This window comes from Sulfitobacter sp. IGS-18, from assembly GCF_059628195.1.
Genome location: NZ_CM184556.1, coordinates 2017894 through 2039764, shown reverse-complemented (window position 1 = coordinate 2039764; position 21871 = coordinate 2017894). Strand labels below are relative to the sequence as shown.

Below are 21871 nucleotides of genomic sequence, written 5' to 3'. Positions count from 1 at the left end.
TCTGCCTTGCACATGGCGCCGGTGCGTTGGGTCAGTGATCCGATACAAAACCGGTCTGGCCTGAACTCTGACAGGTCAATCTGGCCAAATGGCGGAGAGACAGGGATTCGAACCCTGGGAAGGCTTGCACCCTCAACGGTTTTCGAGACCGCCCCGTTCAACCACTCCGGCACCTCTCCGCGGGGGTCTGGAGCGCCCGTTTAGTGGGGTTTGGACGCGCAGGCAAGGGGGCATCTGCCGGTTGCCTGCCCACACGGGAATTTTCATTGCGGCGGCGGCAAGACGGCCTAAGTTCAGGGTAACCGAACGAAAGGACTTGTCCCATGCTTGCCGCGCTGCGCCCCTCGCTGATTGCCCTGACCACCACAATCGCCCTTGCCCTGATGGCCTTTGCCCCGCCTGCACGGGCCGCTGATGCGGCAAAGCTGCGCGAATATCTTGAGATCACCGGCTTTGACGTGGCGCTGGAGAGCATTCGCCTGTCGGCAGACAACGCGCCCGCCATGCTGGGGATCGAGGCGGATGCCTTCGGCTCCGAATGGTCGCGGCTGGTGAACGAGGTCTTTGCAACGGAGACCATGCAGGAGATGGCGATGGACATCCTGGGCGAGACGCTCAGCGACGATCTGTTGACCCATGCCGCCGATTTCTATGCCAGTGACCTGGGCCAGCGTCTGGTTGCGGTCGAAAACGACAGCCATATGGAGGAACAGGACGGTCTGAAAACCGAAAGCGGTGCCGCGATCATGGAAGGGTTGCGGAAAATCGACAGCCCGCGCATCGCGTTGCTGGAACGGCTGACACAGGCGACGGATGCCGAAGGCGCCTCGCTCAGGGCGATCCAGGAGGTGCAGGTGCGTTTCCTGATGGCCGCGGCCGGTGCCGGGGTGATCGAATTGCAGATGGATGAGGCCGACCTGCGCGAAGCCATGCGCAGCCAGGAAGACGAGATGCGCCAGTCGCTCGCCGCCAGCGCGCTGATCAATGCCGCCTATACCTATCAGGCCTTTTCCGACGCCGAGGTCGAAGCCTATGCCGAGGCACTGGAGGACGCGCGGATGCAAAAGGTCTATGCGCTGATGAACGCGGTCCAGTATGAAATCATGGCCAACCGGTTCGAGGCCGTGGCCGCGCGCCTGCCCGGCATGCAGCCGAGCACGGACCTGTGATGCGCCGCGCCTTCCTGCTCTGGCCGCTGCTTCTGGCCCTGGCGCTGCCTGCCCATGCGGATGCGCGCCTGTCGGTGCTGGTCGATGTGCTGCGCCTGGACGAAATTGCGGTGATCCTGCGCGACGAAGGGCTGGACAGCGCCGAAGACCTGAATGCCGACATGCTGAACGGGCAGGGCGGCGCGGGCTGGCAGGTGCAGGTCGAGGCGATCTATGACCCGGCCCGCATCGTGGAGGCTGTGCGGCAGGCCCTGGGGCAAGAGCTGTCAGGTGAGGAGCTGGAGCAGGCGATAGACTTTTTCGCCTCCGACCTGGGCAGCCAGATCATTGCGCTTGAAAACTCTGCCCGCGTGACGATCCGGGACCCGGATGTCGAACAGGCCGCGCGCCTGCGCTTTGCCGAGCTTTCACAGACCGATGACCCGCGCCTCGCGATGCTGCGCCGCCTGGTGGCCGATGGCGACATGCTGGAGCGTAACGTGACCACCGCCATGAACTCCAACTTCCAGTTCATGCGTGGCCTTGCGGATGGCAACGGGCTGGATATGTCAGAGGAGGAGATGCTGGCCGATGTCAACGGCGAGGCCGAGGCGATCCGCGAGGATACCGAAGGCTGGCTTTTCGGCTATCTGCTGATGTCCTATTCGCCGCTGACGGACGAACAGATGCAGGCCTATATCGACTTTGGCAACACCGCCGCAGGCCAGGCGATGAACCGTGGTCTGTTCGACGGATTCGGTGCGGCCTATGAGGATATTTCCTATGCGCTGGGACGCGCGGTGGCGCTGAACATGACGGCGCAGGAGCTTTGACGTCGGCGGTAAAAACCCGCTTGACTTGAGGCCCCGATCCACCGATAAGCCCGCATCCCGGCGAGGGTTCTCGCGTGGGATCTGTTTTAATGACGCCCCAAGGGCGCGCTGTTCGAGGTGGATGCGGCTGCGATGCCGGTCCGAAACACCCGGAGCCGGGGACCACAGGACGCGGCAAAATGAAGGAAGACGCGATGTTTGCGGTCATCAAGACTGGCGGTAAGCAATATAAAGTAGCCTCTGGCGATATGCTTCGGGTGGAACGTATTGCGGCAAGTGCCGGTGAAACTGTTCAATTCAATGATGTTCTGATGCTGGGCGGCGATTCCCCCCAGGTTGGCGCGCCGCTGATCGAGGACGCTGCCGTTCAGGCCGAAGTCGTTGATCAGATCAAGGGCGAAAAGGTCATCCACTTCGTCAAGCGTCGCCGGAAGCACTCTTCCAAGCGCACCAAGGGACACCGTCAGAAGCTGACGCTGGTCAAGATCACCGAGATCATGGCCTCCGGCGCTGGCAAATCCAAGGTGATGGCAGCGGTCGGCACCGGTTCTGTTTCGGCAGCAGCTGTTGCAGCGCTCTCCGGCAAATCGGCAGACGCGGCTGCAAAGCCCGCAAAAGCCAAGAAAGCCGATGCGCCCGCCAAGGCGGCCAAAGCGGCCAAGGAAGAGGCACCTGCCAAGGCAGAGAAGAAAGCCGCGCCCAAGGCCAAGAAAGCCGAAGCGGCAGGCGATGACCTGACGCAGATTTCCGGCGTTGGCCCCGTGATTGTCGAAAAGCTGCACGGTGAAGGTATCACAACCTTCGCGCAGATCGCCGCATGGACAGAAGCGGACGTTGAAGCTATTGAAGAGAAACTGTCGTTCAAGGGTCGTGTCGGTCGTGAAGACTGGATCGCACAGGCCAACGAACTGACCAAAGGCTAAGGAGAGACCAAATGGCACATAAAAAAGCAGGCGGTTCATCCCGTAACGGGCGCGACTCAGCCGGTCGTCGCCTTGGCGTCAAGAAATACGGCGGCGAAGCCGTCATTCCCGGCAACATCATCGTGCGTCAGCGCGGCACAAAGTTCTGGCCGGCGGCCGGTGTCGGCATGGGCAAGGATCACACGATCTTTGCAACCGTCGATGGTGCCGTGACCTTCCACAAGGGTCTGAAAAACCGCACGTTCATTTCGGTCCTGCCACGCGCCGAGGCCGCTGAATAAGCCGTACCCGCAAGGTTTGAAAAAATTTCAGGGATCGGCGGAAACGCCGGTCCCTTTTTTGTCTCTGACCGCCATCCAGAAAGGAGCGGTGTCATGACCACATCACAACGCCCCGTTCTGAGCGATGGCATTCTGCGGCTGCGGCCGCCCCGGCCGCAGGATGCTGCGGCCCGGCTGAAGCTGGGCAACACGCCGGAAATCCATCACATGTTCGGTGCCGATCCTGAAAATGTGCCGAAAATCACCAAGGCACATGCGGAAAAGTGGCTTTATGCCCAAGAGGTTGAGCCGCTGGCATGGGTGATCGAGCACAAACGCCGGATGATCGGCGCGCTGCGTCTGCATTCGCTGGACCACCACGACCGCCGGGCCAGCCTGGCGATCGGGATTCTGGACCCGAAACTGCTGGGCAAGGGGCTGGGGACACGGGCCGTCAGGCTGCTGCTGACCCATGCCTTTGGCGCGCTGGCGCTGCACCGGGTGTCGGTGCGTGTGCTGGCCTATAACGCCCGTGCCATCGCTGCCTATCGCAAGGCCGGCTTTGTCGAAGAAGGCCGGGAGCGTCAGGCCGCGCGGGTGGGCGACAGCTGGCACGATGACGTGATCATGGGGGTCCTGGCCCCTGACTTTTCCAAGGGGGCGGCGGCCTGATGTCTGTTGCTGTAACTTCCTTTGTCGTCTTTGCCGCCAGCCAGATCGGCACCCCGGGGCCTGCCAACATGGCGCTGATGGGCACCGGCGCGCGCTTTGGCTTTCGCGCCGCTTTGCCCTTTGTCGCCGGTGTGGCCCTGGGCAAGCAATTCGTGATCTGGCCCGTCGGCTTTGGCCTGATGGAATTGAGCGCCCGCGCGCCCTGGGTCTTTGAGGTGCTCAAGTATGTTTCGGCGGCCTATATCATCTGGCTGGCCTGGAAGGTCGCCAACCTGCGGCTGGGGCAGGGGCGTGATCTGGGCAAGCCGCCGGGCTTTGTCGCCGGGCTGATCGTGCATCCTTTGAATCCCAAGGCCTGGGCGATGATCATCGGCGGATTTACCGCCTTTGTCGGTCCCGGCACGCCACCGCTTAATGCGACGTTAACCATTGCGGCCATACTGCTGGCGCTGCAGGTCATCTTGCACCCGCTGTGGACCCTGGCGGGCGACAGGATTGCCAGAACCCTGGCAGGCAGCCCTGCGGAACCCTATCTGATGTGGACATTGGCAGCGCTGACCGTTGCTTCTGTTCTCTTTGTTCTGTTCGCAAGCCGGGCAGTTTGAGTGATGTTCGGAGGAGGAACATGATTGTGCAAATGGAACCCATCATCAACCAACCCGTGATCGAAACGGCGCGGTTTGACCTGCGTCCGCTGCGGCGGTCCGACAAGGGATTGATCGAGCTTTTTGCGGGTGATCCGCGCGTGGCGCTGTCCACGTCCAGCATCCCGCATCCGCTGCCCCCCGGCGCGATTGATGCCTTCATCACGCGGTCGCTGGCGATCCCGCGGGTCGAGGATGTCTGGGCGATGGATGGTCTCAAGACCGGCGGCGCAGAGGTGATGGGGCTGATATCGCTCACCCATCTGGACCGCGGCCAGTCCGAGGTCGGCTATTGGGTGGCACCGGCCTATTGGAACAGCCATCTGGCCTCCGAAGCGGTGCAGGCGCTGGTTGCCGCAAACCCGCAGGGCAATCAGGCGATGTTTGCTTCTGTCTTCCATGACAACCCGGCATCGGCAAAGGTGCTGACCAACGCCGGATTTGTCTATCTCGGCGATGCCGAAACCTATTGTCTGGCACGCGATGCTGCCGTACCCACATGGACCTATAGCCGCAAGCTGTAGCGTCGTCCCGAAAGGCCCCGCCATGAAATTTCTCGACCTGTGCAAAGTCTATATCCGTTCCGGCGCGGGCGGCGGGGGCTGCGTGTCTTTCCGGCGCGAGAAGTATATCGAATTCGGCGGGCCGGATGGCGGCGACGGCGGCGGTGGCGGCTCGGTCTGGGCCGAGGCGGTGGACGGGCTGAACACGCTGATCGACTTTCGCTACCAGCAGCATTTCTTTGCCAAGAACGGCCAGCCCGGCATGGGCAAGCAACGCACCGGCAAGGATGGCGAGGACATCGTGCTGCGGGTGCCCGTGGGCACGGAGATCCTGGACGAGGATCAGGAAACGGTGCTGGTCGATATGACCGAACTGGGCCAGCGCGTCGAACTGGCGCGCGGTGGCAATGGCGGCTGGGGCAACCTGCATTTCAAATCCGCCACCAACCAGGCGCCACGCCGGTCCAATCCGGGGCAGGATGGTGTCGAACGCACGCTCTGGCTGCGGCTGAAGCTGATTGCGGACGTGGGGCTGCTGGGCCTGCCCAATGCGGGGAAATCGACGTTTCTGGCGGCCACCTCCAACGCGCGGCCCAAGATTGCGGATTACCCCTTTACCACCTTGCATCCCAATCTGGGGGTTGTGGGCGTGGACAACACCGAATTCGTTGTGGCCGACATTCCGGGCCTGATCGAAGGGGCCTCCGAAGGGCGGGGGCTGGGCGATCTGTTCCTGGGCCATGTCGAGCGCTGCGCGGTGCTGCTGCATCTGGTCGACGGCACCTCCGGCACCCTTGCGGAGGATTACAGGACCATCATCACCGAGCTTCAGGCCTATGGCGGCGATCTGGCGGATAAACCCCGCGTCACCGTGCTGAACAAGATTGATGCGCTGGATGAAGAAGAGCGCGCAGAGGCTTGTAAAATATTGGAAAAAGAAAGCGGCGGGCCGGTCATGCAGATGTCCGGTGTGGCCCGCGAAGGCGTGACAGAGGTGCTGCGCAGCCTGCGGGGTCAGATCGACGATGACCGCCTGCGGCACAAACCCGCGGAAGAGGTCGCGCCATGGCAACCCTGACCGCTGCCAGACGTGTGGTAATCAAAATCGGCTCGGCCCTCCTGGTGGACCGGGCCACCGGCCAGCTGCGCGCCGACTGGCTGCATGCCCTTGCGGAAGATGTGCGTTGGCTCAAAGGGTTAGGGGCCGATGTTGTGTTGGTTTCCTCCGGCTCCATCGCCCTTGGGCGCGGGGTGCTGGGCCTGCCCCTGACGACGCTGGCGCTGGAACAATCGCAGGCGGCGGCGGCCGTGGGCCAGATACGCCTTGCCCGCGCCTATGAGGAGGCGTTGCAGCCCCATGGCATCACCACGGCGCAAGTCCTTGTAACGCTTGAGGATTCCGCCGACCGCAGGCGCTATCTGAACAGCCGCGCAACCATGGAAACCCTGCTGGGCCTGGGTGTTGTGCCGATCGTGAATGAAAATGACACTGTGGCCACAGATGAAATCCGTTTTGGCGACAATGACCGTCTGGCGGCGCAGATCGCGGTGACGGTTGGCGCCGATCAGCTGATCCTGCTGTCGGATGTCGATGGGTTCTATAGCGGCAATCCCGCCGATGATCCCAAGGCCACGCGCTATGACACGATTGAACAGATCACCCCGGAGATCGAGGCGATGGCCGGCGATGCCGGGTCGGGCCTGTCCAAGGGCGGGATGAAGACCAAGCTGATGGCGGCACGCACCGCCACGGCGGCGGGCTGTGCCATGGCGATCACCGAAGGCTCCGTGCAGCGCCCGCTGCTGGCCCTGCAGAACGGGGCGAATGCCACCTGGTTTACCGCCCATTCCGACCCGCAGGCGGCCCGCAAGCGCTGGATTGCCGCGATGAAACCGCGTGGTTCCGTGACGCTGGATGCGGGTGCGGTGGCGGCAATGTCACGCGGCAAATCCCTGCTGCCTGCCGGCATCACGGGGGTAACCGGCACGTTCGAGCGGGGGGACAGCATTTCGATGCTGGATTCACGGGGCCACAGCATCGGCACCGGTCTGACGCGCTATTCGGCGCTTGAGGCGGCGCAGATCAAGGGGCATCAAAGCGCAAAGATCGAGGAAATTCTGGGCTATCCCGGTCGGGCTGCTTTGATTCATCGTGACGATATGGCACTGTGATGGTGCGTTACTTTAGGGTATGGGCGTAAGGCCATGAAAGATATGGAAAACATCTCTGAACTGATGGCGGATATCGGCAAGCGGGCCAAGGCGGCGGCGGCAGAGCTGGCCTCGACCCCCTCTGCGGCCAAGCAAAGCGCGCTGAATGCCGCTGCGGATGCGGTCTGGGCCGCGCGGGCGGAGATTCTGGCGGCCAATGCCCGGGATATGGATTTTGGCCGGGAAAAAGGCCTGTCAGAGGCGATGCTGGACCGGCTGATGCTGGATGAGCCCCGCATTCAGGGCATGGTGGCGGGGCTGCGCAGCGTTGCCGCACAGGACGACCCCGTGGGAGAGACCCTTGCGGAGTGGGATCAGCCCTCTGGCCTGCATATCAAACGGGTGCGGACACCTTTGGGTGTCATCGGCGTGATCTATGAAAGCCGGCCCAATGTGACGGCGGATGCCGGTGCGCTCTGCCTCAAGGCCGGGAATGCGGTGATCCTGCGCGGCGGCTCGGAAAGTTTTCATTCCGCCCGCGCCATCCATGCCTGCCTGCAGGAAGGGCTGCGCGCGGCGGGACTGCCCGAAGATGCGGTGCAACTGGTGCCGACCCGGGACCGCGCGGCGGTGTCCGAGATGTTGACCATGACCGACACCATCGACGTGATCGTGCCCCGTGGCGGCAAGGGGCTGGTGGGGCTGGTCCAGCGAGAGGCGCGTGTGCCCGTTTTCTCCCACCTTGAAGGGATCGTGCATATCTACATCGACGCGGCGGCGGATCCGGAGAAGGCGCTGCGCATTGTCCTGAACGCCAAGACGCGGCGCACGGGCATTTGCGGCGCTGCCGAATGCCTGCTGATCCACCGCGATGTCGCCGACACCATCGGCCAGGGCATCATCCGCGCCCTTGTGGATGCCGGGGTGGAGATGCGTGTGGATGCGGCACTGGCCAGGATCCCGGGCACCATCGCTGCACAGGAAGACGACTGGGGCCGCGAATACCTGGACATGATCATGGCCGCCCGCGTGGTCGATGACGTGCAGGATGCCATCGCCCATATCCGCAGCTATGGGTCGAACCACACCGATTGCATCGTGACCGAGGATGCGGCGGCGCTTCAGACCTTTATGGAGCGGCTCGATTCAGCGATCCTGATGCACAACGCCTCCACCCAGTTTGCGGATGGCGGCGAATTCGGCATGGGGGCCGAGATTGGCATTGCAACCGGCAAGATGCATGCGCGCGGCCCGGTGGGCGCGGCGCAGCTGACCTCGTTCAAATACATCGTCACCGGCGACGGAACCGTGCGAAGCTAAGGCGTTTCGGGCGGCTCTGCCAATAGCCTCTGACGAAATACCAGAACCATCAGGCATTGCGTAACGCGTTGAAATCTTCGATTTCAGGCAGCGTTACGTCAGCCAGGTTTTTCGCATGACGATTTAGAAACTGATGGTCAGTCTGGTGTCGGTCACCTGATGCGCCACCTGCCGCCCCGCGTCGGCAGCAATCAGGGGCAGCAGCGCGAATTGCACATGTGCGGGCTGCAGGCCGTTGCGTGCGTTGCCCGGGGCAAGCAATGACCAAAGCGCCGGATCGACCTTCAGCTTGTCGGCCAGGGCTGTCAGTGTCCAGTTCCCCTGATCCTGCGCGACCGTGACATGCCCGCCATAGGGCAGGGCGCTTTCCAGGCAGAGGATCGCGAGAAAGGCCAGCTGCACCGCAGCGCGGGCCTGTGCCTGATCTGGTTGCCATTCCACGCTCAGCCGGGTTGCGCCGTAAAGATCCCGCAGGATCGAGGTGATTTCCGAAGGGCCCATCAGCTGATCGCCCGCCACGCCAAAGCAGACCCGGAAATACCTTATCCGGGCAGAGGCATTGCCGACACTTTCACCGATCAGGGACATTTCCGGGCCCGAGGTGGCGCTGCCCGCCATCTGAAGCAGTTCCAGCCCGTTGTTGATCGCGCCGATAGGCGATATCAGATCATGGCAGATCCGGCTGCCGATCAAAGCGACAAGATCAAAATGCGTGTCGGACATCATGACGGCCTTTCCGAAAGGGGCAGAACCATGGACGATCTGAATGCCATTCTGACCCCCGGCATGCTGGTGACCCATCCCGAGCGGCCCGATTGGGGGATCGGACAGGTGCAAAGCAACATCGGCGGCAAAGTGACGGTAAATTTCAGGGATGTGGGCAAAATCGTCATAGACAGCTTTCGGGTCGGGTTGATGCCGGTCTTTGATGACCCATGATCCTTTTCAAAAGGTTAACGCGGGAACACATAACAAGTCCTGCAACCACAAGTTAATGATGCGGCATTTGCTGCCAGGGCACAAGGATTGCGCTTGGCCTGCGCATTGCCTATCAGACGGCCAGGGTATTTCAACAGCGACGGCAGGCAGATGGCTCAGGCACATGCGGCGGATTTTTCGGTCAGTCTTGCGAAAACGCCTGCAGATCTGCATGCGGCACAGCGCCTGCGCTATGATGTTTTTGTCACCGAGCTGGGCGGCAGCGGCCCGCTGGTCGATCATGATGAGAAGCTTGAGCGCGATCACCTGGACCCGTTCTTTGAACACCTGCTGTTGACGGACATCCGCTCGGACAAGGTGGTGGGCGTCTATCGCCTGATGCGGGCGGAAAAGGCGGTCGAGGCTGGCGGGTTCTATTCGGCCGCGGAATACGATCTGTCGCCTTTGTTAGCTTCGGGTCGTAACCTGTTGGAATTGGGTCGTTCCTGCCTGCATCCAGACTATCGTGGCGGGGTCGGGATGCATGTGTTGTGGTCCGCACTTGCGCAATACGTCAAGGCGAACGGGGTCGAGATCCTGTTCGGGGTGGCCAGCTTTCACGGCACCGATATGGACCGGCTGGCCGCACCGCTGAGCCTGCTGCATGAACGCCATCTGGCGCCGCCGGAACTGCGGGTTCGTGCGCTGGAGAAATCCTTTCAAAGCATGAACCTGCTGGACGAAGCTCAACTTGATCGCAAGGCGGCGATGCGCCAGATTCCCAGTCTGATCAAGGCATATCTGCGGCTGGGCGGATGCGTGGGCGAGGGGGCGTTTGTGGATCATGCCTTCAACACGGTCGATGTCTGCCTGATCATGGACACCACCCAGATCAACACCCGGCAGGCCCGCATCTATGGGGCCACCGGCGCATGACAACCGCATGGGACAGCGGTGTACCGCCGGCCTATCCCCGGATCACGATATCGGGCTGGATTCGGGTGGTGCTGCGGGTCATCGCCCTGATCGTGGTGGTTTTCGGCGGCTTGCTGATCAAACTGATCCTGCGCGCGGTGGAGCGGCCGGTCTGCGGGGCGAACCGGCCCGTGACCCCCCATGTGACCCAATGGGTCTGTCGCATGTCGCTGCGCATCATCGGATTGCGTCACGAGGTCTCGGGACACCCGATGACGGGGCGCGGGGCGGTGGTGTGCAACCATGCCTCCTGGCTGGACATCTTTGTGCTGAATTCGGCCAAACGGGTCTATTTCGTGTCCAAGTCAGAGGTGGAAGGCTGGCCCGGCATCGGCTGGCTGGCGCGCGCCACCGGGACCGTTTTCATCGAACGCAATCCGGCACGGGCACGCGAACAGACCGTGCTGTTCCAAAAACGCCTGCTGGCGGGTCACAAGCTGCTGTTCTTTCCCGAGGGCACCAGCACCGATGGCAGGCAGGTGCTGCCGTTCAAGACCACGCTGTTCCAGAGCTTTTTCGCGCCGGAATTGCGCGATCAGATCCAGGTGCAGCCGGTGAGCGTGGTCTATCATGCGCCACAGGGCACCGATGCGCGGTTCTACGGCTGGTGGGGCGACATGGATTTCGGGACCCATCTGATCCACACCCTGGCGCCCGCAAAGCAGGGCAGGGTGCAGGTGGTGTTTCACCCGGCGCTGCGCGTCAGCGAGATGCCGGACCGCAAGGCGCTTGCCCTGGCCTGTGAACAGGCGGTGCGCGCGGGCCATCAAGTTCTTCTGGGCCGCGGCTGATACCGCATTGCCGCTGGTGAATTACTTGTGGGCGAAGGCGCTGTCCGGCACCGGTTCCATATTGCCCGACTGGCCCCAGTCCATCAGCAGGCAGGCAGAGCCCTTGCGTTGGAAATAGGTGGCCTCGACCTCGTACCAGCCGGCCTGCGGCACCGCGACCGAGGTCACGCCAGCGGATTCGCAGCCATGCACACCGTCAAAGAGGGCCACCTGCTGTCCGCCGATGCTGGCCTGCAGCCCGTCGTTGCTGATGAATTCGATGTCAAAGGTGCCGGGGGCGTCAAACCGGATATAGCCCTGGATGGCGGCCAGTACCTTTTCGGCGCTGGTCGAGGTCAGGGCGTTATCGCCCGGATCGGTATCGAGATAGGAAAACCCGGCCAGCGGCGGCCCGGCCTTGGCATGGTCCAGCTTGCCCCTTGCCTCGTCCAGCGACCGGACGCTGTAATAGGCATAATCAACGGCCAGCCCCTGTTTCAGGGACCCGTCGGCAGGTTGCGGAGACGCGGGTGTCAGGGTCAGCGTCTGGGCAAAGCCGGGTGCGGCCAGGGCGAAAATTGCCAGCAGCGCGGTGGATTTCAACATTGGATACTCCCTTGATTTTTTGATTTGAGTTTGCGGCAAAGCACATGGCCTGTCTATGCCGATGACATAGAGTTTATCCCTTGCACAGCACGCGCTGCTGGCCTATAGCACGGCCACTTAATCCCGCAGTCGGGGTTGGGCCCTTGAGGGAGACATCCTCAAGCGTCCGCCGGTTGTCAGCATGTGCTGTCATACCCCCGACGAGGCTAAACCGGAAAGGTATAAAGACATGGCTCTTCCTGAGTTCTCCATGCGCCAATTGCTTGAAGCAGGCGTACACTTCGGCCACCAGACGCAGCGCTGGAACCCCCGCATGGGTCCCTTCATCTATGGCGCGCGCAACGGCATCCACATCATGGACCTGACGCAGACTGTTCCGATGCTGGACCAGGCGCTGCAGGCGATCCGCGATACCGTCGCCAAGGGCGGCAGCGTTCTTTTCGTCGGCACCAAGCGCCAGGCGCAGCAGCCCGTCGCGGAAGCGGCAGAGAAATGCGCGCAATACTACATGAACCACCGCTGGCTGGGCGGCACGCTGACCAACTGGCAGACCGTGTCCCAGTCGATCAACCGTCTGAAGTCCATCGACGAGCAATCCGAGCGTGGCTTTGAAGGTCTGACCAAGAAAGAGCGCCTGGGCATGGAACGCGATCAGGCAAAGCTTGAAGCCTCGCTTGGCGGTATCCGCGAAATGGGCGGTCGCCCTGACCTGATCTTTGTCATCGACGTCAAGAAAGAAGCGCTGGCGGTTGCCGAAGCCAACAAGCTGGGCATCCCGGTTGTGGCCGTGGTTGACACCAACTGCTCGCCCGACGGGATCGACTATATCATCCCCGGCAACGACGATGCGGCCCGTGCCATCGCGCTTTATTGCGATCTGGCATCGCGCGCGGCACTTGACGGCATGTCGGCCCAGCTGGGTGCCGCAGGTGTCGACATCGGCGCCATGGAAGAAGCCCCGGCCGAAGAAGCGTTGACCGAGGGAAGCACCGGTGTCGAGGTCGGCAATGCCTCCTCCGAGACCGTGTCGGACGACGCAATGGCCAAGGACGCGCCGCTGGATCTGGAATCCAAGCAGGAAACCAAAGCCAAGGCCGCTGAGAAAGCCGAAGGCTGAGTATTGTCACGAGACTGACATACGCCTGACATATGGGGCAGGGGAAACCTGCCCCAATCGTTTGATAGAAATTAGGAGCACCCAAAGATGGCAATCACAGCATCTATGGTAAAAGAACTGCGCGACAGCACCGGCGCAGGCATGATGGACGCCAAGAAGGCACTGACCGAGAACGACGGCGACATGGAAGCCGCCGTTGACTGGCTGCGCACCAAGGGTCTGGCGAAAGCCGCCAAGAAATCGGGCCGTACCGCCGCCGAAGGTCTGGTTGCGGTCAAGGTCGAGGGTGGCCATGGCGTCGCGGTTGAAGTGAACTCCGAAACCGATTTCGTCGGCAAGAACGCGGATTTCCAGAAAATGGTCGCGGGCATCGCCGATGTCGCTGTTTCCGTTTCCGATGTCGACGCGCTGAAAGCGGCGGACATGGGCGGCAAGACCGTCGAGCAGACCGTGACAGACGCGGTTGCCGTGATCGGTGAAAACATGTCCGTGCGCCGCATGGCGACCGTGGACGGCGAAACCGTGGTTTCCTATGTCCACAACGCGGCAGCACCCGGCATGGGCAAGATCGGCGTTCTGGTCGCGATGACCGGCGGCGACGATGCGTTCGGCAAGCAGGTTGCGATGCACATCGCGGCGGTCAACCCCGCGTCCCTGTCCGAAGACGATCTGGACCCGGCCGTGGTCGAGAAGGAAAAGCAGGTTCAGATGGACATTGCGCGCGAAAGCGGCAAGCCCGAGCAGGTCATCGAAAAGATGATCGTGGGCCGGATGAAAAAGTACATGTCCGAAGTCACGCTGCTGAACCAGTCCTTTGTTGTGAACCCGGATCTGACCGTGGGCGACGCTGCCAAGGAAGTTGGCGCCACCATCACCGGTTTCGTGCGTCTCGAAGTGGGCGAAGGCATCGAAGTGGTCAAGGAAGACTTTGCCGCCGAAGTGGCCAAGGCCGCCAAAGGCTAAGCACCGCGTCCCGAGATGGACGGCGAAGCGATCGGAATTGAAAAGGGCGGTGCCGCAGGGTGCCGCCCTTTTTGCATCTGTGCGGGAGATTGGCGGAGCTGCTGAGGGAAAGCGGGCGGACCTTGATGTTCAAGGTCCGCCCAACGCCCGGTGACGGAACGCTCGGGGAGGAGCAGGGGCGTTATGACCCCGGACAGCCGGGCGGAAGAATACGCCCGACTGTAACCGGCACCTGCAAAGAGCCTTGTTATAACAAGGGTTTACAGGCCTTGTCCCTGCGGTCAAACCGTTTGCCAGGAACAATGTTACTTTGGGTCAAGTCGTGACTTTGAGCCAGTCAGGGATTCCTTACCTTGTGGTCAAATCAAGGGGAATATTTCACGCGACGCGTCAGATTCGTCAGAATCTATGCGTCCAGAACAAACATTTGGTTCGAAAATGACGCCTTGAGTACGGCCTGGGCCGTCGTATCCACTGCCAGCGCCTCGCGGGCCAGTCTGAGGTGTTTTTCCACGGTGGCCGATGTCAGCCCCATGATCACCGCGATGTCCTGCATCGTCTTGCCGTCACCGACCCATTCCAGAGCCTCGCGCTGGCGCGGTGTCAGGGCGCGGCGCTGCGAGTGGTAGGGCAGGGTCAGGATCTTCAGATGGGCGATTTCGTTCATCAGCTTGATGTCATTGCCATGCTGGGCCCAAAGCGCATCAACCTCATCCTGCGAGATGCCCGGTTTCGCGGTCAGGGCGATGGCCCCCTTGGAGCGGGCCGAGATCGACTTGAAGCTGACGGTATAGCCCGCCGTGACGTTCATGCGGCGGTTGAACTCGATCACGCGTTCCTCTGCCGGGGTCATGGCCCGTTCGCGCGCCATGTCGTGCAGGACGGTCCAGCTGCAGGCACCTTCATGCTTGAGCGCCCAATGCACCATGGGCGCGTGGAAATAGAGGCCACCGCCAAGGAATTCATCGGTATAGGCGCGGCTGTGGTTCGTCAGGATGACAAAATCTTCCGGATCGCCCAGGGATGTCGAGGTGCGGTAGCGTGTAAAGCCATAGATCAGCCGGTCGAAACCGTAGCTGTCCATCTTGCTGGTGTGCAGATCCCAAAGCTCCTCAAGGCTCGGGCAGCGGGCAACGGCATGAAGATACTCGCGTAAACTCATGATGTTACAAGCCTTTCTGAAATTGCGTCCAGTGCCATCAGATAGCCTTTGGCGCCAAAGCCGCAGATCTGTCCGATGGCCACGGGGGCGATGTAGGAATGATGGCGGAAGGTCTCGCGGGCGTGGATGTTGCTCAGGTGAACCTCCACAACCGGCAATTCGACAGAGGCAATGGCATCCATCAGCGCAACAGAGGTATGGGTATAGGCACCGGCATTCAGCACGATGCCGCCATGAACGCCCTTGGCGGCATGGATCGCGTCCAGCAGCGCGCCTTCATGGTTGCTTTGCAGGAAGGCGACCTCAAGCCCCAGTGCCGCTGCCGCCTCGGCACAGATCTTCTCGATGTCGGCCAGGGTCGTCGCGCCGTAGACGTCCGGCTGGCGTGTGCCCAGCAGGTTCAGGTTCGGACCATTGAGGATCAGGACAGACGGCATACACAAACCCTTGATGAGATGTGCATTATTAACGATGGAAGCGTCAAAAAGTCCAGCATTCAACAAGCGGAGAGGTCAGGATGGGATCGAACAGATGTCTTCTGACGGTCCTTTAACGGTGTCCACAAATCCTATAATCAGTATTATGTAAATAAATGATTATCCCTGAGGCCGCAAAACATGCCTTTGCGCGCAACTGGCCGCTGAAAACAGCGGCTCAGCCCAGCGCGTAACCTGCGCCGCGTACGGTTCTGATCGGGTCTTGCCCGCCGTGGACCGTCAGCGCCTTGCGCAGTCTTGCGATGTGAACATCCACCGTGCGCGTGTCGACATAGATGTCGCGACCCCAGACATGGTCAAGAAGCTGATCGCGGCTGAACACGCGGCCGGGTTTCTCCAGCAAGGTCACCAGCAGCCGGTATTCGGTCGGCCCCAGCTTCAGTTCCTTTTCGGCGCGGTTCACGCGGTGGCGTTCCGGATCAAGGCGGATGTCGTCAAAGGTCAGCTCGGCACCGCTGGCTGCCGGCCGTGACCGGCGCAGCTGGTTGCGCACGCGCGCCATCAACTCGCGCAGCGCATAGGGTTTCACGACATAATCATCCGCCCCGGTTTCAAGCCCGCGCACCGCGTCGACTTCTTCGGAGCGTGCCGACAGCATGATGATCGGAATGTCGCGGGTCTCGTCCCGGGTCTTGAGCTGGCGGCAGACTTCGATGCCGCTCATCAGCGGCATCATCCAGTCGAGGATCACCAGGTCCGGACGCGCCTCTGACACCATCAGCAGCGCTTCTTCGCCGTTCTCGGCACGGCGCACGGCAAAGCCTTCGCTTTCCAGGTTATAGGCCAGGACCTCGCGCTGCGCCGGTTCGTCTTCGACCAGCAGGACCTGGGGTTGGGTCACGGACATCTTCAACTCCCGGCTGGCATGGATGTGTGGTCGGCCTTGGGCCGGTCTTCATCGGGGTGCTGGCCGGTGACCAGATAGATCACCTGCTCGGCGATGGAGGTCACCAGATCACCCATGCGTTCGACGTTCTTGGCAATGAAATGCAGGTGCATACAGGCCGTGATGTTGCGCGGATCTTCCATCATGAAGGTCAGGAATTCGCGGAACAGCGCATTGTACATCTGATCCACTTCCTGGTCACGCTCGATGATGTCGGCCGCCAGTTCGGCGTCGCGCTGGATATAGGCGTCCAGGGCGTCCTTGAGCATGGCTTCGACCGTGCGCGCCATGCGGCGGATGGCACCGGCGCTGTCGTTGACCGGGGCAATCTGCGACAGCACGCCGGTCCGCTTTGCCATGTTGTTCGCGTAATCGCCAATCCGCTCAAGGTTTGCGCTGATCTTGATCACGCTCAGGATCAGACGCAGGTCAATCGCGGTGGGCGCGCGCAGGGCGATGACCCGGGCGGCGCTTTCGTTGATCATGATTTCAAGGTTGTCGATAACCTTGTCCCCTGCCCTGACCTTTTCGGCCAGTTCCTCGTCCCGGCTTTCAAGGGACAAGGCCCCGTTGCGGATGGCATCTTCAACCAATCCGCCCATCTTCATGATCTGGGCCTGAACCGCTTCCAGATCGCGATCAAAGGCTGACGCAATGTGTTGATCTTGCATGATATTATCCAATCCGGCCTGTGATGTAGCTTTCGGTACGCGGGTCTTCGGGGGCGGTGAAGATCTTGTCGGTCTCGCCAAATTCCACAAGGTTGCCCAGGTGGAAAAAGGCCGTTTTCTGGCTGACGCGGGCGGCCTGCTGCATGGAGTGGGTGACGATCACCACCGAATAGTTCTGGCGCAGCTCGTCGATCAGCTCTTCGACCTGTGCGGTTGCAATCGGGTCCAGCGCCGAACAGGGTTCATCCATCAGCAGCACTTCGGGTTCCGTGGCCACGGCGCGCGCGATGCACAGGCGCTGTTGCTGGCCGCCCGACAGGCCGGTGCCCGGCGCATCGAGCCGGTCCTTGACCTCGTTCCAGATCGCACCGCGGCGCAGGGCGCGTTCCACGATGTCGTCCAGTTCGGCCTTGTTGCGGGCCAGCCCGTGAATGCGCGGCCCATAGGCCACATTGTCGTAGATCGACTTGGGAAAGGGGTTGGGTTTCTGGAACACCATGCCGACCTTGGCACGCAGCTGCACCGGGTCCACCTTGCGGTCATAGATGTCCTCGCCGTCGATCAGGATGTCGCCGACCACGCGGCAGACGTCGATGGTGTCGTTCATCCGGTTGATGCAGCGCAGGAATGTCGATTTGCCGCAGCCCGACGGCCCGATGAAGGCGGTGACGTTCTTGTCCTCGATCTCGACGTTGACGTCCTTGATCGCATGGGTGTCGCCATAATAGACCTGAACGTCCCGGGCCGCGATTTTGATGTTCTTGGTGGCCACTTCATTCTCCGCAATATGATTGTCTTTCATCGGACTGTCTCCTTACCAGCGGCGCTCGAAACGGCGGCGCAGGATGATGGCGATGATGTTCATGGTCAGCAGGAATATCAAAAGAATGATGATCCCGCCCCATGCTTTCTCGTAAAAACTGGCGTCCGCACGGGCGGCCCAGGTGTAGATCTGCGCGGGCATGGCCGAGTTCGGTTCGGTGAAACCGGCCAGCACGCCATCGGGATAGCCCCGCGCGACAAAGCCGACCATGCCGATCAGCAGCAGGGGTGCCGTCTCTCCCAGGGCCTGCGCCAGGCCGATGATGGTGCCCGTCAGGATGCCCGGCATGGCCAGGGGCAGCACGTGGTGAAACACCGCCTGCATCTTTGAGGCCCCGACCCCCAGCGCCGCGTCCCGGATCGAGGGGGGCACGGATTTCAGCGAGGCGCGGGTGGAGATGATGATGGTCGGCAGTGTCATCAGCGTCAGCACCAGACCACCCACCAGCGGTGCCGACTGCGGCAGATGCATGAATTGGATAAAGACCGCCAGACCAAGGATACCAAAGACGATGGAAGGCACCGCCGCGAGGTTCGAGATATTGACTTCGATCAGATCGGTGAACCGGTTCTGCGGCGCGAATTCCTCAAGATAGATGGAGGCCGCGACACCGATCGGCAGCGACAGCGCCAGCACCACCAGCATCATGAAGAAGGAGCCGATGACCGAGGCGCCGATGCCGGCACCGCCGGGGTTGTCCACGCCCGAATCCGCCCCGGTGATGAAGTTCCAGTTGAAGGCACGGGTGATGATATCGGCACTGACCAGCGCGTCGATCAGGTCCAGGTCGGAGGCCTGCATGAAACGGCTGTCCTGCAGTGCCTCGCGGGTGACGCGGCCGGTCAGATAGCCGTCGACCCGTGATGCTGCCGCCAGCTTGAAGTTCACCGGGCTGCCCAGATCCTGTTCGTTTGCGCGGTAATGTTCGCGCAGGGTGCCGCCGGGCTTGCCCAGCAGGCGTTCAATCGCGCCCGCGTCGAACGCCACCTCAAGGCCGCGCGCCTCCAGGGTGTCGCGGATCTGTTCGATCAGCAGCCCCTCATAGGCCTTGGTCTTGAACAATTCCCCTTCGGCGGCGGTGAATTGTTCCTGCGTCAGGGTAAAGTCCACATCCACAACCGTCTGGGTAAAGGCCGGCACGCCGGAACGGATGATCGAAACCGCGAGGACCACCAGAAAGAACAGCCCGATCAGGATGGCGGTCATGCCATAGGCCCGGAACCGTTTTTCGGCTGCGTTGCGTTTGCGGGTACGCGCATCCTGCACCAGCAGGGATTTTCCGCGCGGTTTGGGTGCAGCGCCGCTGCTGAGGCTTGCATCAGACATCAGTCATATTGCTCCCGGTACTTGCGCACGATGTAGAGCGCGAAAACATTGAGGGCGAGGGTGATGACAAACAATGTCATCCCCAGCGCAAAGGCCACCAGCGCCTCGGGGCTGACGAAATCCGCATCCCCGGTAAGCTGGCTGACAATCTTGGCGGTGACGGTGGTCATCGCGTCGAAGGGGTTCAGGGATAACCGTGCGGCGGCCCCTGCCCCCAGCACCACGATCATGGTTTCGCCGATGGCACGTGAGGCTGCCAGCAGGATCGCACCGACGATGCCGGGCAAGGCGGCGGGCAGGACCACCTGGCGGATGGTTTCCGACTTGGTCGCCCCAAGGCCATATGAGCCATCGCGCATCGCCTGCGGCACGGCATTGATGATGTCGTCGGACAGCGAGCTGACAAAGGGGATCAGCATCACGCCCATGACCAGACCGGCGGTGATCACGGCGGTGCCCGCCTGCATGATCCCCAGCCCGTCGCGGCCAAAGACCGAGACCAGCAGCGGACCAACCGTCAGCAGCGCGAAAAGCCCGTAGACGATGGTTGGAATGCCGGCCAGCACCTCCAGCAGCGGCTTGGCGACGGAGCGCACGGAGTTGCTGGCATATTCCGACAGGTAGACCGCCGCGAACAACCCGATGGGGATCGCCACCGCCAGCGCCACCAGCGAGATATAGAAGGTGCCCCAGAGCAGCGGCAGCACACCCAGGTCGGAACTGCCCCCCCTGCCCGAAAAGCTCGGTGCCCAGTTGGTGCCGAAAAAGAAGTCGCTGGCGGGGTAAAGGCGGAAGAATTCGATGGTGTTGAAAACCAGCGACAGCACGATGCCCAGTGTCGTCAGGATCGCGATGGAGGCGGCACCGATCAGCAGCATCTTTACCGCCGATTCAACCACGTTGCGCGCCCGGAAATCGGCCTGAGCACCGCGCAGGCCCCAAAGCGCGCCCAACAATGCCAGGATAATGACAACACCGCTCATGAACTGGTTGCCGCGCTGGTTCTGCATCCGGTAGCTTTGTGCGGCGTTCAGAACCGGCTGGGTGATCTGCGATGTCACGATGGCGCCCGCGTCCTGCAGGCGGCTGGTGACCTCATCCGGGTCGGCCTGCGGGTCATTTGCCATATTGGCATCCATGGTGCCCTGGGCCAGCGCTCGGTCCATGCCGTCAGCCGCGCGGCGTACCTCTGACAGGACCAGCCCGCGCGAAGAACTGTCGGCAATGGCGCTGTCCGGGATCAGGGCAGAGACGGAATTGTTCACGATCATCGGCTGCACCAGCAGCCAGACCAGCATCAGAAGAAGGGCGGGAACGGCGGCTTTGATCGCCACATTGCCCCCGTAGTAGGAAGGCAGCGAATGCATGTGACGCCGGTCACCGCCCGCGCTGCGCATCACCCGCGCCGTGCCAATGTAATATCCGGCGATGGCGATGCCTGAAACGATGAGAAAGAGCCAGAGTATCGGCATGTCGTGCCCCGCCTGTGGGTGGAATTTCTTTATCGAAACTGCGCGGGGGCGGCGTCGGGCCGCCCCCGGCTACGTAAGGTCAGCGACAGGCTCAGGAGCCGGAGCCCATTGTCGCTTCTTCATTGACGGATTTTTGCGTGTCGGACAGCTGCGGGTCGGACACCAGGCCATAGTTGGCCAGCGGGCCGGAAGGACCTGCCAGTTCGTCGGAGATGAAGAACTGTGCATATTCCTTAAGGCCGGGGATCACGCCGATATGTGCCTTCTTGACGTAGAAGAACAGCGGACGGGACACCGGGTAATCACCCGAAGCGATGGTTTCGGTCGAGGGGGCCACGCCGCCCATGGTCGCCACTTTCAGCTTGTCCTGGTTGTTCTCGTAGAAGGCCAGGCCGAACACGCCGATGCCATTGGTGTTGGCGTCGATACGGGCCAGGGTCTCGGTATAGTCACCGTCGATGTCGACCGAACGGCCGTCCTGACGCACGTCCAGGCAGGCGTCTTCGGCGTCGTCTTCGCTCATGCCGCCATCCAGCATGGCCTGCATTGCGCCGGTGTCTTCGCAGCCTTTCAGCAGCACCTTGTCTTCAAAGACTTCGCGTGTGCCGTGCTTGGTGCCGGGGATGAACATTGCGATTTCGGCATCGGGCAGGTCGCTGTTGAACTCGGCCCAGCTGCTGTAATCGTTGTCGACGATGGCGCCGTCTTTCAGAACCTTCGCGCCGATGGCGTTGAAAATGTCGGCAGGCTCGAAGGCTTCGAAGGCCGGGCCGCTGATCTGCGAGGCAAACACGATGCCGTCATAGCCGATGCGCACTTCCATGATGTCGGTGACACCATTCTCGGCGCAGGCCTTGATTTCCTTTTCGCGGATCGCGCGGGAAGCGTTTGCCACGTCGATGGTGTTTTCGCCCACACCTTCGCAGAACCGCTTCAGACCGGCAGAGGAGCCGCCCGATTCGATGACCGGTGTCGGGAAGTCGGTGTTCTCGCCAAAGGCTTCTGCCACGATCGAAGCATAGGGCAGCACGGTGGACGAACCCGCAACCTGGACGTTGTCACGCGCAGCGGCAGCCGAAGCGGAAAGCGCGGCGATGGCCAGTGCGGATGTGGTGAGTTTTGTCAGTGACATGATGTCTCCTGTTTTCATACATTCTACGACCTCCCCCATGGGTGGTCTCCCGGCCCGTTTAGGTGGCGCGCTTATACCTTTTGTGAAGGTTTTGTTACG

The 21871-nt window shown here is 61.8% G+C and carries 25 protein-coding genes and 1 tRNA gene; 15 read left to right on the top strand and 11 right to left on the bottom strand.

Translation table 11 applies throughout. From position 1 onward, the window contains the following. Nucleotides 1-89 precede the first annotated feature (89 nt). Nucleotides 90-179, bottom strand: a tRNA-Ser gene (locus tag ACWNZ3_RS09850). Nucleotides 180-323: 144 nt separating this feature from the next. Between ACWNZ3_RS09850 and ACWNZ3_RS09845 the strand changes: the two genes are divergently transcribed. The 10 genes from ACWNZ3_RS09845 to ACWNZ3_RS09800 all read left to right on the top strand — a co-directional run bounded on the left by ACWNZ3_RS09845 (nt 324) and on the right by ACWNZ3_RS09800 (nt 8454). Beyond that, nucleotides 324-1169, top strand: coding sequence for a DUF2059 domain-containing protein (locus ACWNZ3_RS09845; RefSeq protein WP_496899839.1), 846 nt, complete (start codon nt 324-326; stop codon nt 1167-1169). After that, entirely contained in the window at nt 1169-1981 is an 813-nt protein-coding gene (locus ACWNZ3_RS09840; protein ID WP_496899838.1) for a DUF2059 domain-containing protein, read from the top strand. Before ACWNZ3_RS09845 ends, ACWNZ3_RS09840 begins: the two co-directional genes overlap by 1 nt. A gap of 194 nt (nt 1982-2175) precedes the next feature. Continuing rightward, the gene (locus ACWNZ3_RS09835; RefSeq protein WP_496901898.1) at nt 2176-2904 is read left to right on the top strand and encodes a 50S ribosomal protein L21; all 729 of its coding nucleotides are present in this window, start codon (nt 2176-2178) and stop codon (nt 2902-2904) included. 11 nt (nt 2905-2915) lie between these two features. Beyond that, a complete protein-coding gene (gene rpmA, locus ACWNZ3_RS09830) occupies nt 2916-3185 on the top strand; it encodes a 50S ribosomal protein L27 (RefSeq protein WP_067295692.1) in 270 nt (89 codons plus the stop codon). Nucleotides 3186-3278: 93 nt separating this feature from the next. After that, the gene (locus ACWNZ3_RS09825; protein ID WP_496899837.1) at nt 3279-3836 is read left to right on the top strand and encodes a GNAT family N-acetyltransferase; all 558 of its coding nucleotides are present in this window, start codon (nt 3279-3281) and stop codon (nt 3834-3836) included. Beyond that, a complete protein-coding gene (locus tag ACWNZ3_RS09820) occupies nt 3836-4441 on the top strand; it encodes a LysE family translocator (RefSeq protein WP_114277146.1) in 606 nt (201 codons plus the stop codon). The genes ACWNZ3_RS09825 and ACWNZ3_RS09820 overlap by 1 nt, the downstream gene beginning before the upstream one ends. A gap of 32 nt (nt 4442-4473) precedes the next feature. Next, nucleotides 4474-5004 carry a GNAT family N-acetyltransferase gene (locus tag ACWNZ3_RS09815; protein WP_443069617.1) on the top strand — a complete coding sequence of 177 codons (531 nt, stop codon included), beginning with the start codon at nt 4474-4476 and terminating at the stop codon, nt 5002-5004. 22 nt (nt 5005-5026) lie between these two features. Beyond that, entirely contained in the window at nt 5027-6061 is a 1035-nt protein-coding gene (obgE, locus tag ACWNZ3_RS09810) for a GTPase ObgE (RefSeq protein ID WP_496899836.1), read from the top strand. Further along, a complete protein-coding gene (proB, locus tag ACWNZ3_RS09805) occupies nt 6049-7155 on the top strand; it encodes a glutamate 5-kinase (RefSeq protein WP_269366162.1) in 1107 nt (368 codons plus the stop codon). The genes obgE and proB overlap by 13 nt, the downstream gene beginning before the upstream one ends. A 33-nt stretch (nt 7156-7188) precedes the next feature. Further along, a complete protein-coding gene (locus tag ACWNZ3_RS09800; protein ID WP_496899835.1) occupies nt 7189-8454 on the top strand; it encodes a glutamate-5-semialdehyde dehydrogenase in 1266 nt (421 codons plus the stop codon). Nucleotides 8455-8577: 123 nt separating this feature from the next. Here ACWNZ3_RS09800 and ACWNZ3_RS09795 read toward each other — a convergent pair whose 3' ends face one another. Beyond that, a complete protein-coding gene (locus tag ACWNZ3_RS09795) occupies nt 8578-9177 on the bottom strand; it encodes a histidine phosphotransferase family protein (RefSeq protein ID WP_269366166.1) in 600 nt (199 codons plus the stop codon). 30 nt (nt 9178-9207) lie between these two features. Between ACWNZ3_RS09795 and ACWNZ3_RS09790 the strand changes: the two genes are divergently transcribed. The 3 genes from ACWNZ3_RS09790 (at nt 9208) to olsA (ending at nt 11138) form a co-directional block, all read left to right on the top strand. Beyond that, entirely contained in the window at nt 9208-9393 is a 186-nt protein-coding gene (locus ACWNZ3_RS09790) for a DUF3553 domain-containing protein (protein ID WP_114277577.1), read from the top strand. Nucleotides 9394-9543: 150 nt separating this feature from the next. After that, nucleotides 9544-10308, top strand: a complete 765-nt coding sequence (olsB, locus tag ACWNZ3_RS09785; protein ID WP_114277140.1) for an L-ornithine N(alpha)-acyltransferase — start codon at nt 9544-9546, stop codon at nt 10306-10308. Continuing rightward, the gene (gene olsA, locus ACWNZ3_RS09780) at nt 10305-11138 is read left to right on the top strand and encodes a lyso-ornithine lipid O-acyltransferase (RefSeq protein WP_496899834.1); all 834 of its coding nucleotides are present in this window, start codon (nt 10305-10307) and stop codon (nt 11136-11138) included. The genes olsB and olsA overlap by 4 nt, the downstream gene beginning before the upstream one ends. Before the next feature lie 21 nt (nt 11139-11159). On the opposite strand, the gene ACWNZ3_RS09775 is transcribed toward olsA, so the two are convergent. Next, entirely contained in the window at nt 11160-11723 is a 564-nt protein-coding gene (locus ACWNZ3_RS09775) for a PA14 domain-containing protein (RefSeq protein ID WP_496899833.1), read from the bottom strand. 229 nt (nt 11724-11952) lie between these two features. Here ACWNZ3_RS09775 and rpsB point away from each other — a divergent pair, with 229 nt between their 5' ends. Both rpsB and tsf read left to right on the top strand, forming a co-directional pair. Beyond that, a complete protein-coding gene (gene rpsB / locus ACWNZ3_RS09770) occupies nt 11953-12840 on the top strand; it encodes a 30S ribosomal protein S2 (protein ID WP_269366175.1) in 888 nt (295 codons plus the stop codon). 87 nt (nt 12841-12927) lie between these two features. Further along, nucleotides 12928-13803, top strand: a complete 876-nt coding sequence (gene tsf, locus ACWNZ3_RS09765; protein WP_269366177.1) for a translation elongation factor Ts — start codon at nt 12928-12930, stop codon at nt 13801-13803. A gap of 406 nt (nt 13804-14209) precedes the next feature. Here the strand turns inward: tsf and ACWNZ3_RS09760 are convergent, their stop codons facing one another. The 8 genes from ACWNZ3_RS09760 to ACWNZ3_RS09725 form a co-directional block, all read right to left on the bottom strand. Continuing rightward, nucleotides 14210-14965, bottom strand: a complete 756-nt coding sequence (locus ACWNZ3_RS09760; RefSeq protein WP_269366178.1) for a helix-turn-helix transcriptional regulator — start codon at nt 14963-14965, stop codon at nt 14210-14212. Next, complete coding sequence (aroQ, locus tag ACWNZ3_RS09755; protein ID WP_496899832.1) at nt 14962-15402, bottom strand: type II 3-dehydroquinate dehydratase; 441 nt, start codon at nt 15400-15402, stop codon at nt 14962-14964. The genes ACWNZ3_RS09760 and aroQ overlap by 4 nt, the downstream gene beginning before the upstream one ends. A gap of 217 nt (nt 15403-15619) precedes the next feature. Continuing rightward, entirely contained in the window at nt 15620-16309 is a 690-nt protein-coding gene (gene phoB / locus ACWNZ3_RS09750; RefSeq protein ID WP_114277133.1) for a phosphate regulon transcriptional regulator PhoB, read from the bottom strand. Between the two features lie 2 nt (nt 16310-16311). After that, nucleotides 16312-17019, bottom strand: coding sequence for a phosphate signaling complex protein PhoU (phoU, locus tag ACWNZ3_RS09745; protein ID WP_114277132.1), 708 nt, complete (start codon nt 17017-17019; stop codon nt 16312-16314). Nucleotides 17020-17023: 4 nt separating this feature from the next. Then, nucleotides 17024-17821, bottom strand: coding sequence for a phosphate ABC transporter ATP-binding protein PstB (gene pstB / locus ACWNZ3_RS09740; protein WP_496899831.1), 798 nt, complete (start codon nt 17819-17821; stop codon nt 17024-17026). A gap of 12 nt (nt 17822-17833) precedes the next feature. Beyond that, nucleotides 17834-19168: a phosphate ABC transporter permease PstA gene (gene pstA, locus ACWNZ3_RS09735; protein WP_269366183.1), complete on the bottom strand. Its 1335-nt coding sequence runs from the start codon at nt 19166-19168 to the stop codon at nt 17834-17836. Further along, nucleotides 19168-20640 (bottom strand): phosphate ABC transporter permease subunit PstC, encoded by a 1473-nt coding sequence (gene pstC / locus ACWNZ3_RS09730; protein ID WP_496899830.1) that lies wholly within the window; start codon nt 20638-20640, stop codon nt 19168-19170. The genes pstA and pstC overlap by 1 nt, the downstream gene beginning before the upstream one ends. A 91-nt stretch (nt 20641-20731) precedes the next feature. Beyond that, entirely contained in the window at nt 20732-21772 is a 1041-nt protein-coding gene (locus tag ACWNZ3_RS09725; protein ID WP_269366187.1) for a substrate-binding domain-containing protein, read from the bottom strand. Nucleotides 21773-21871 lie beyond the last annotated feature (99 nt).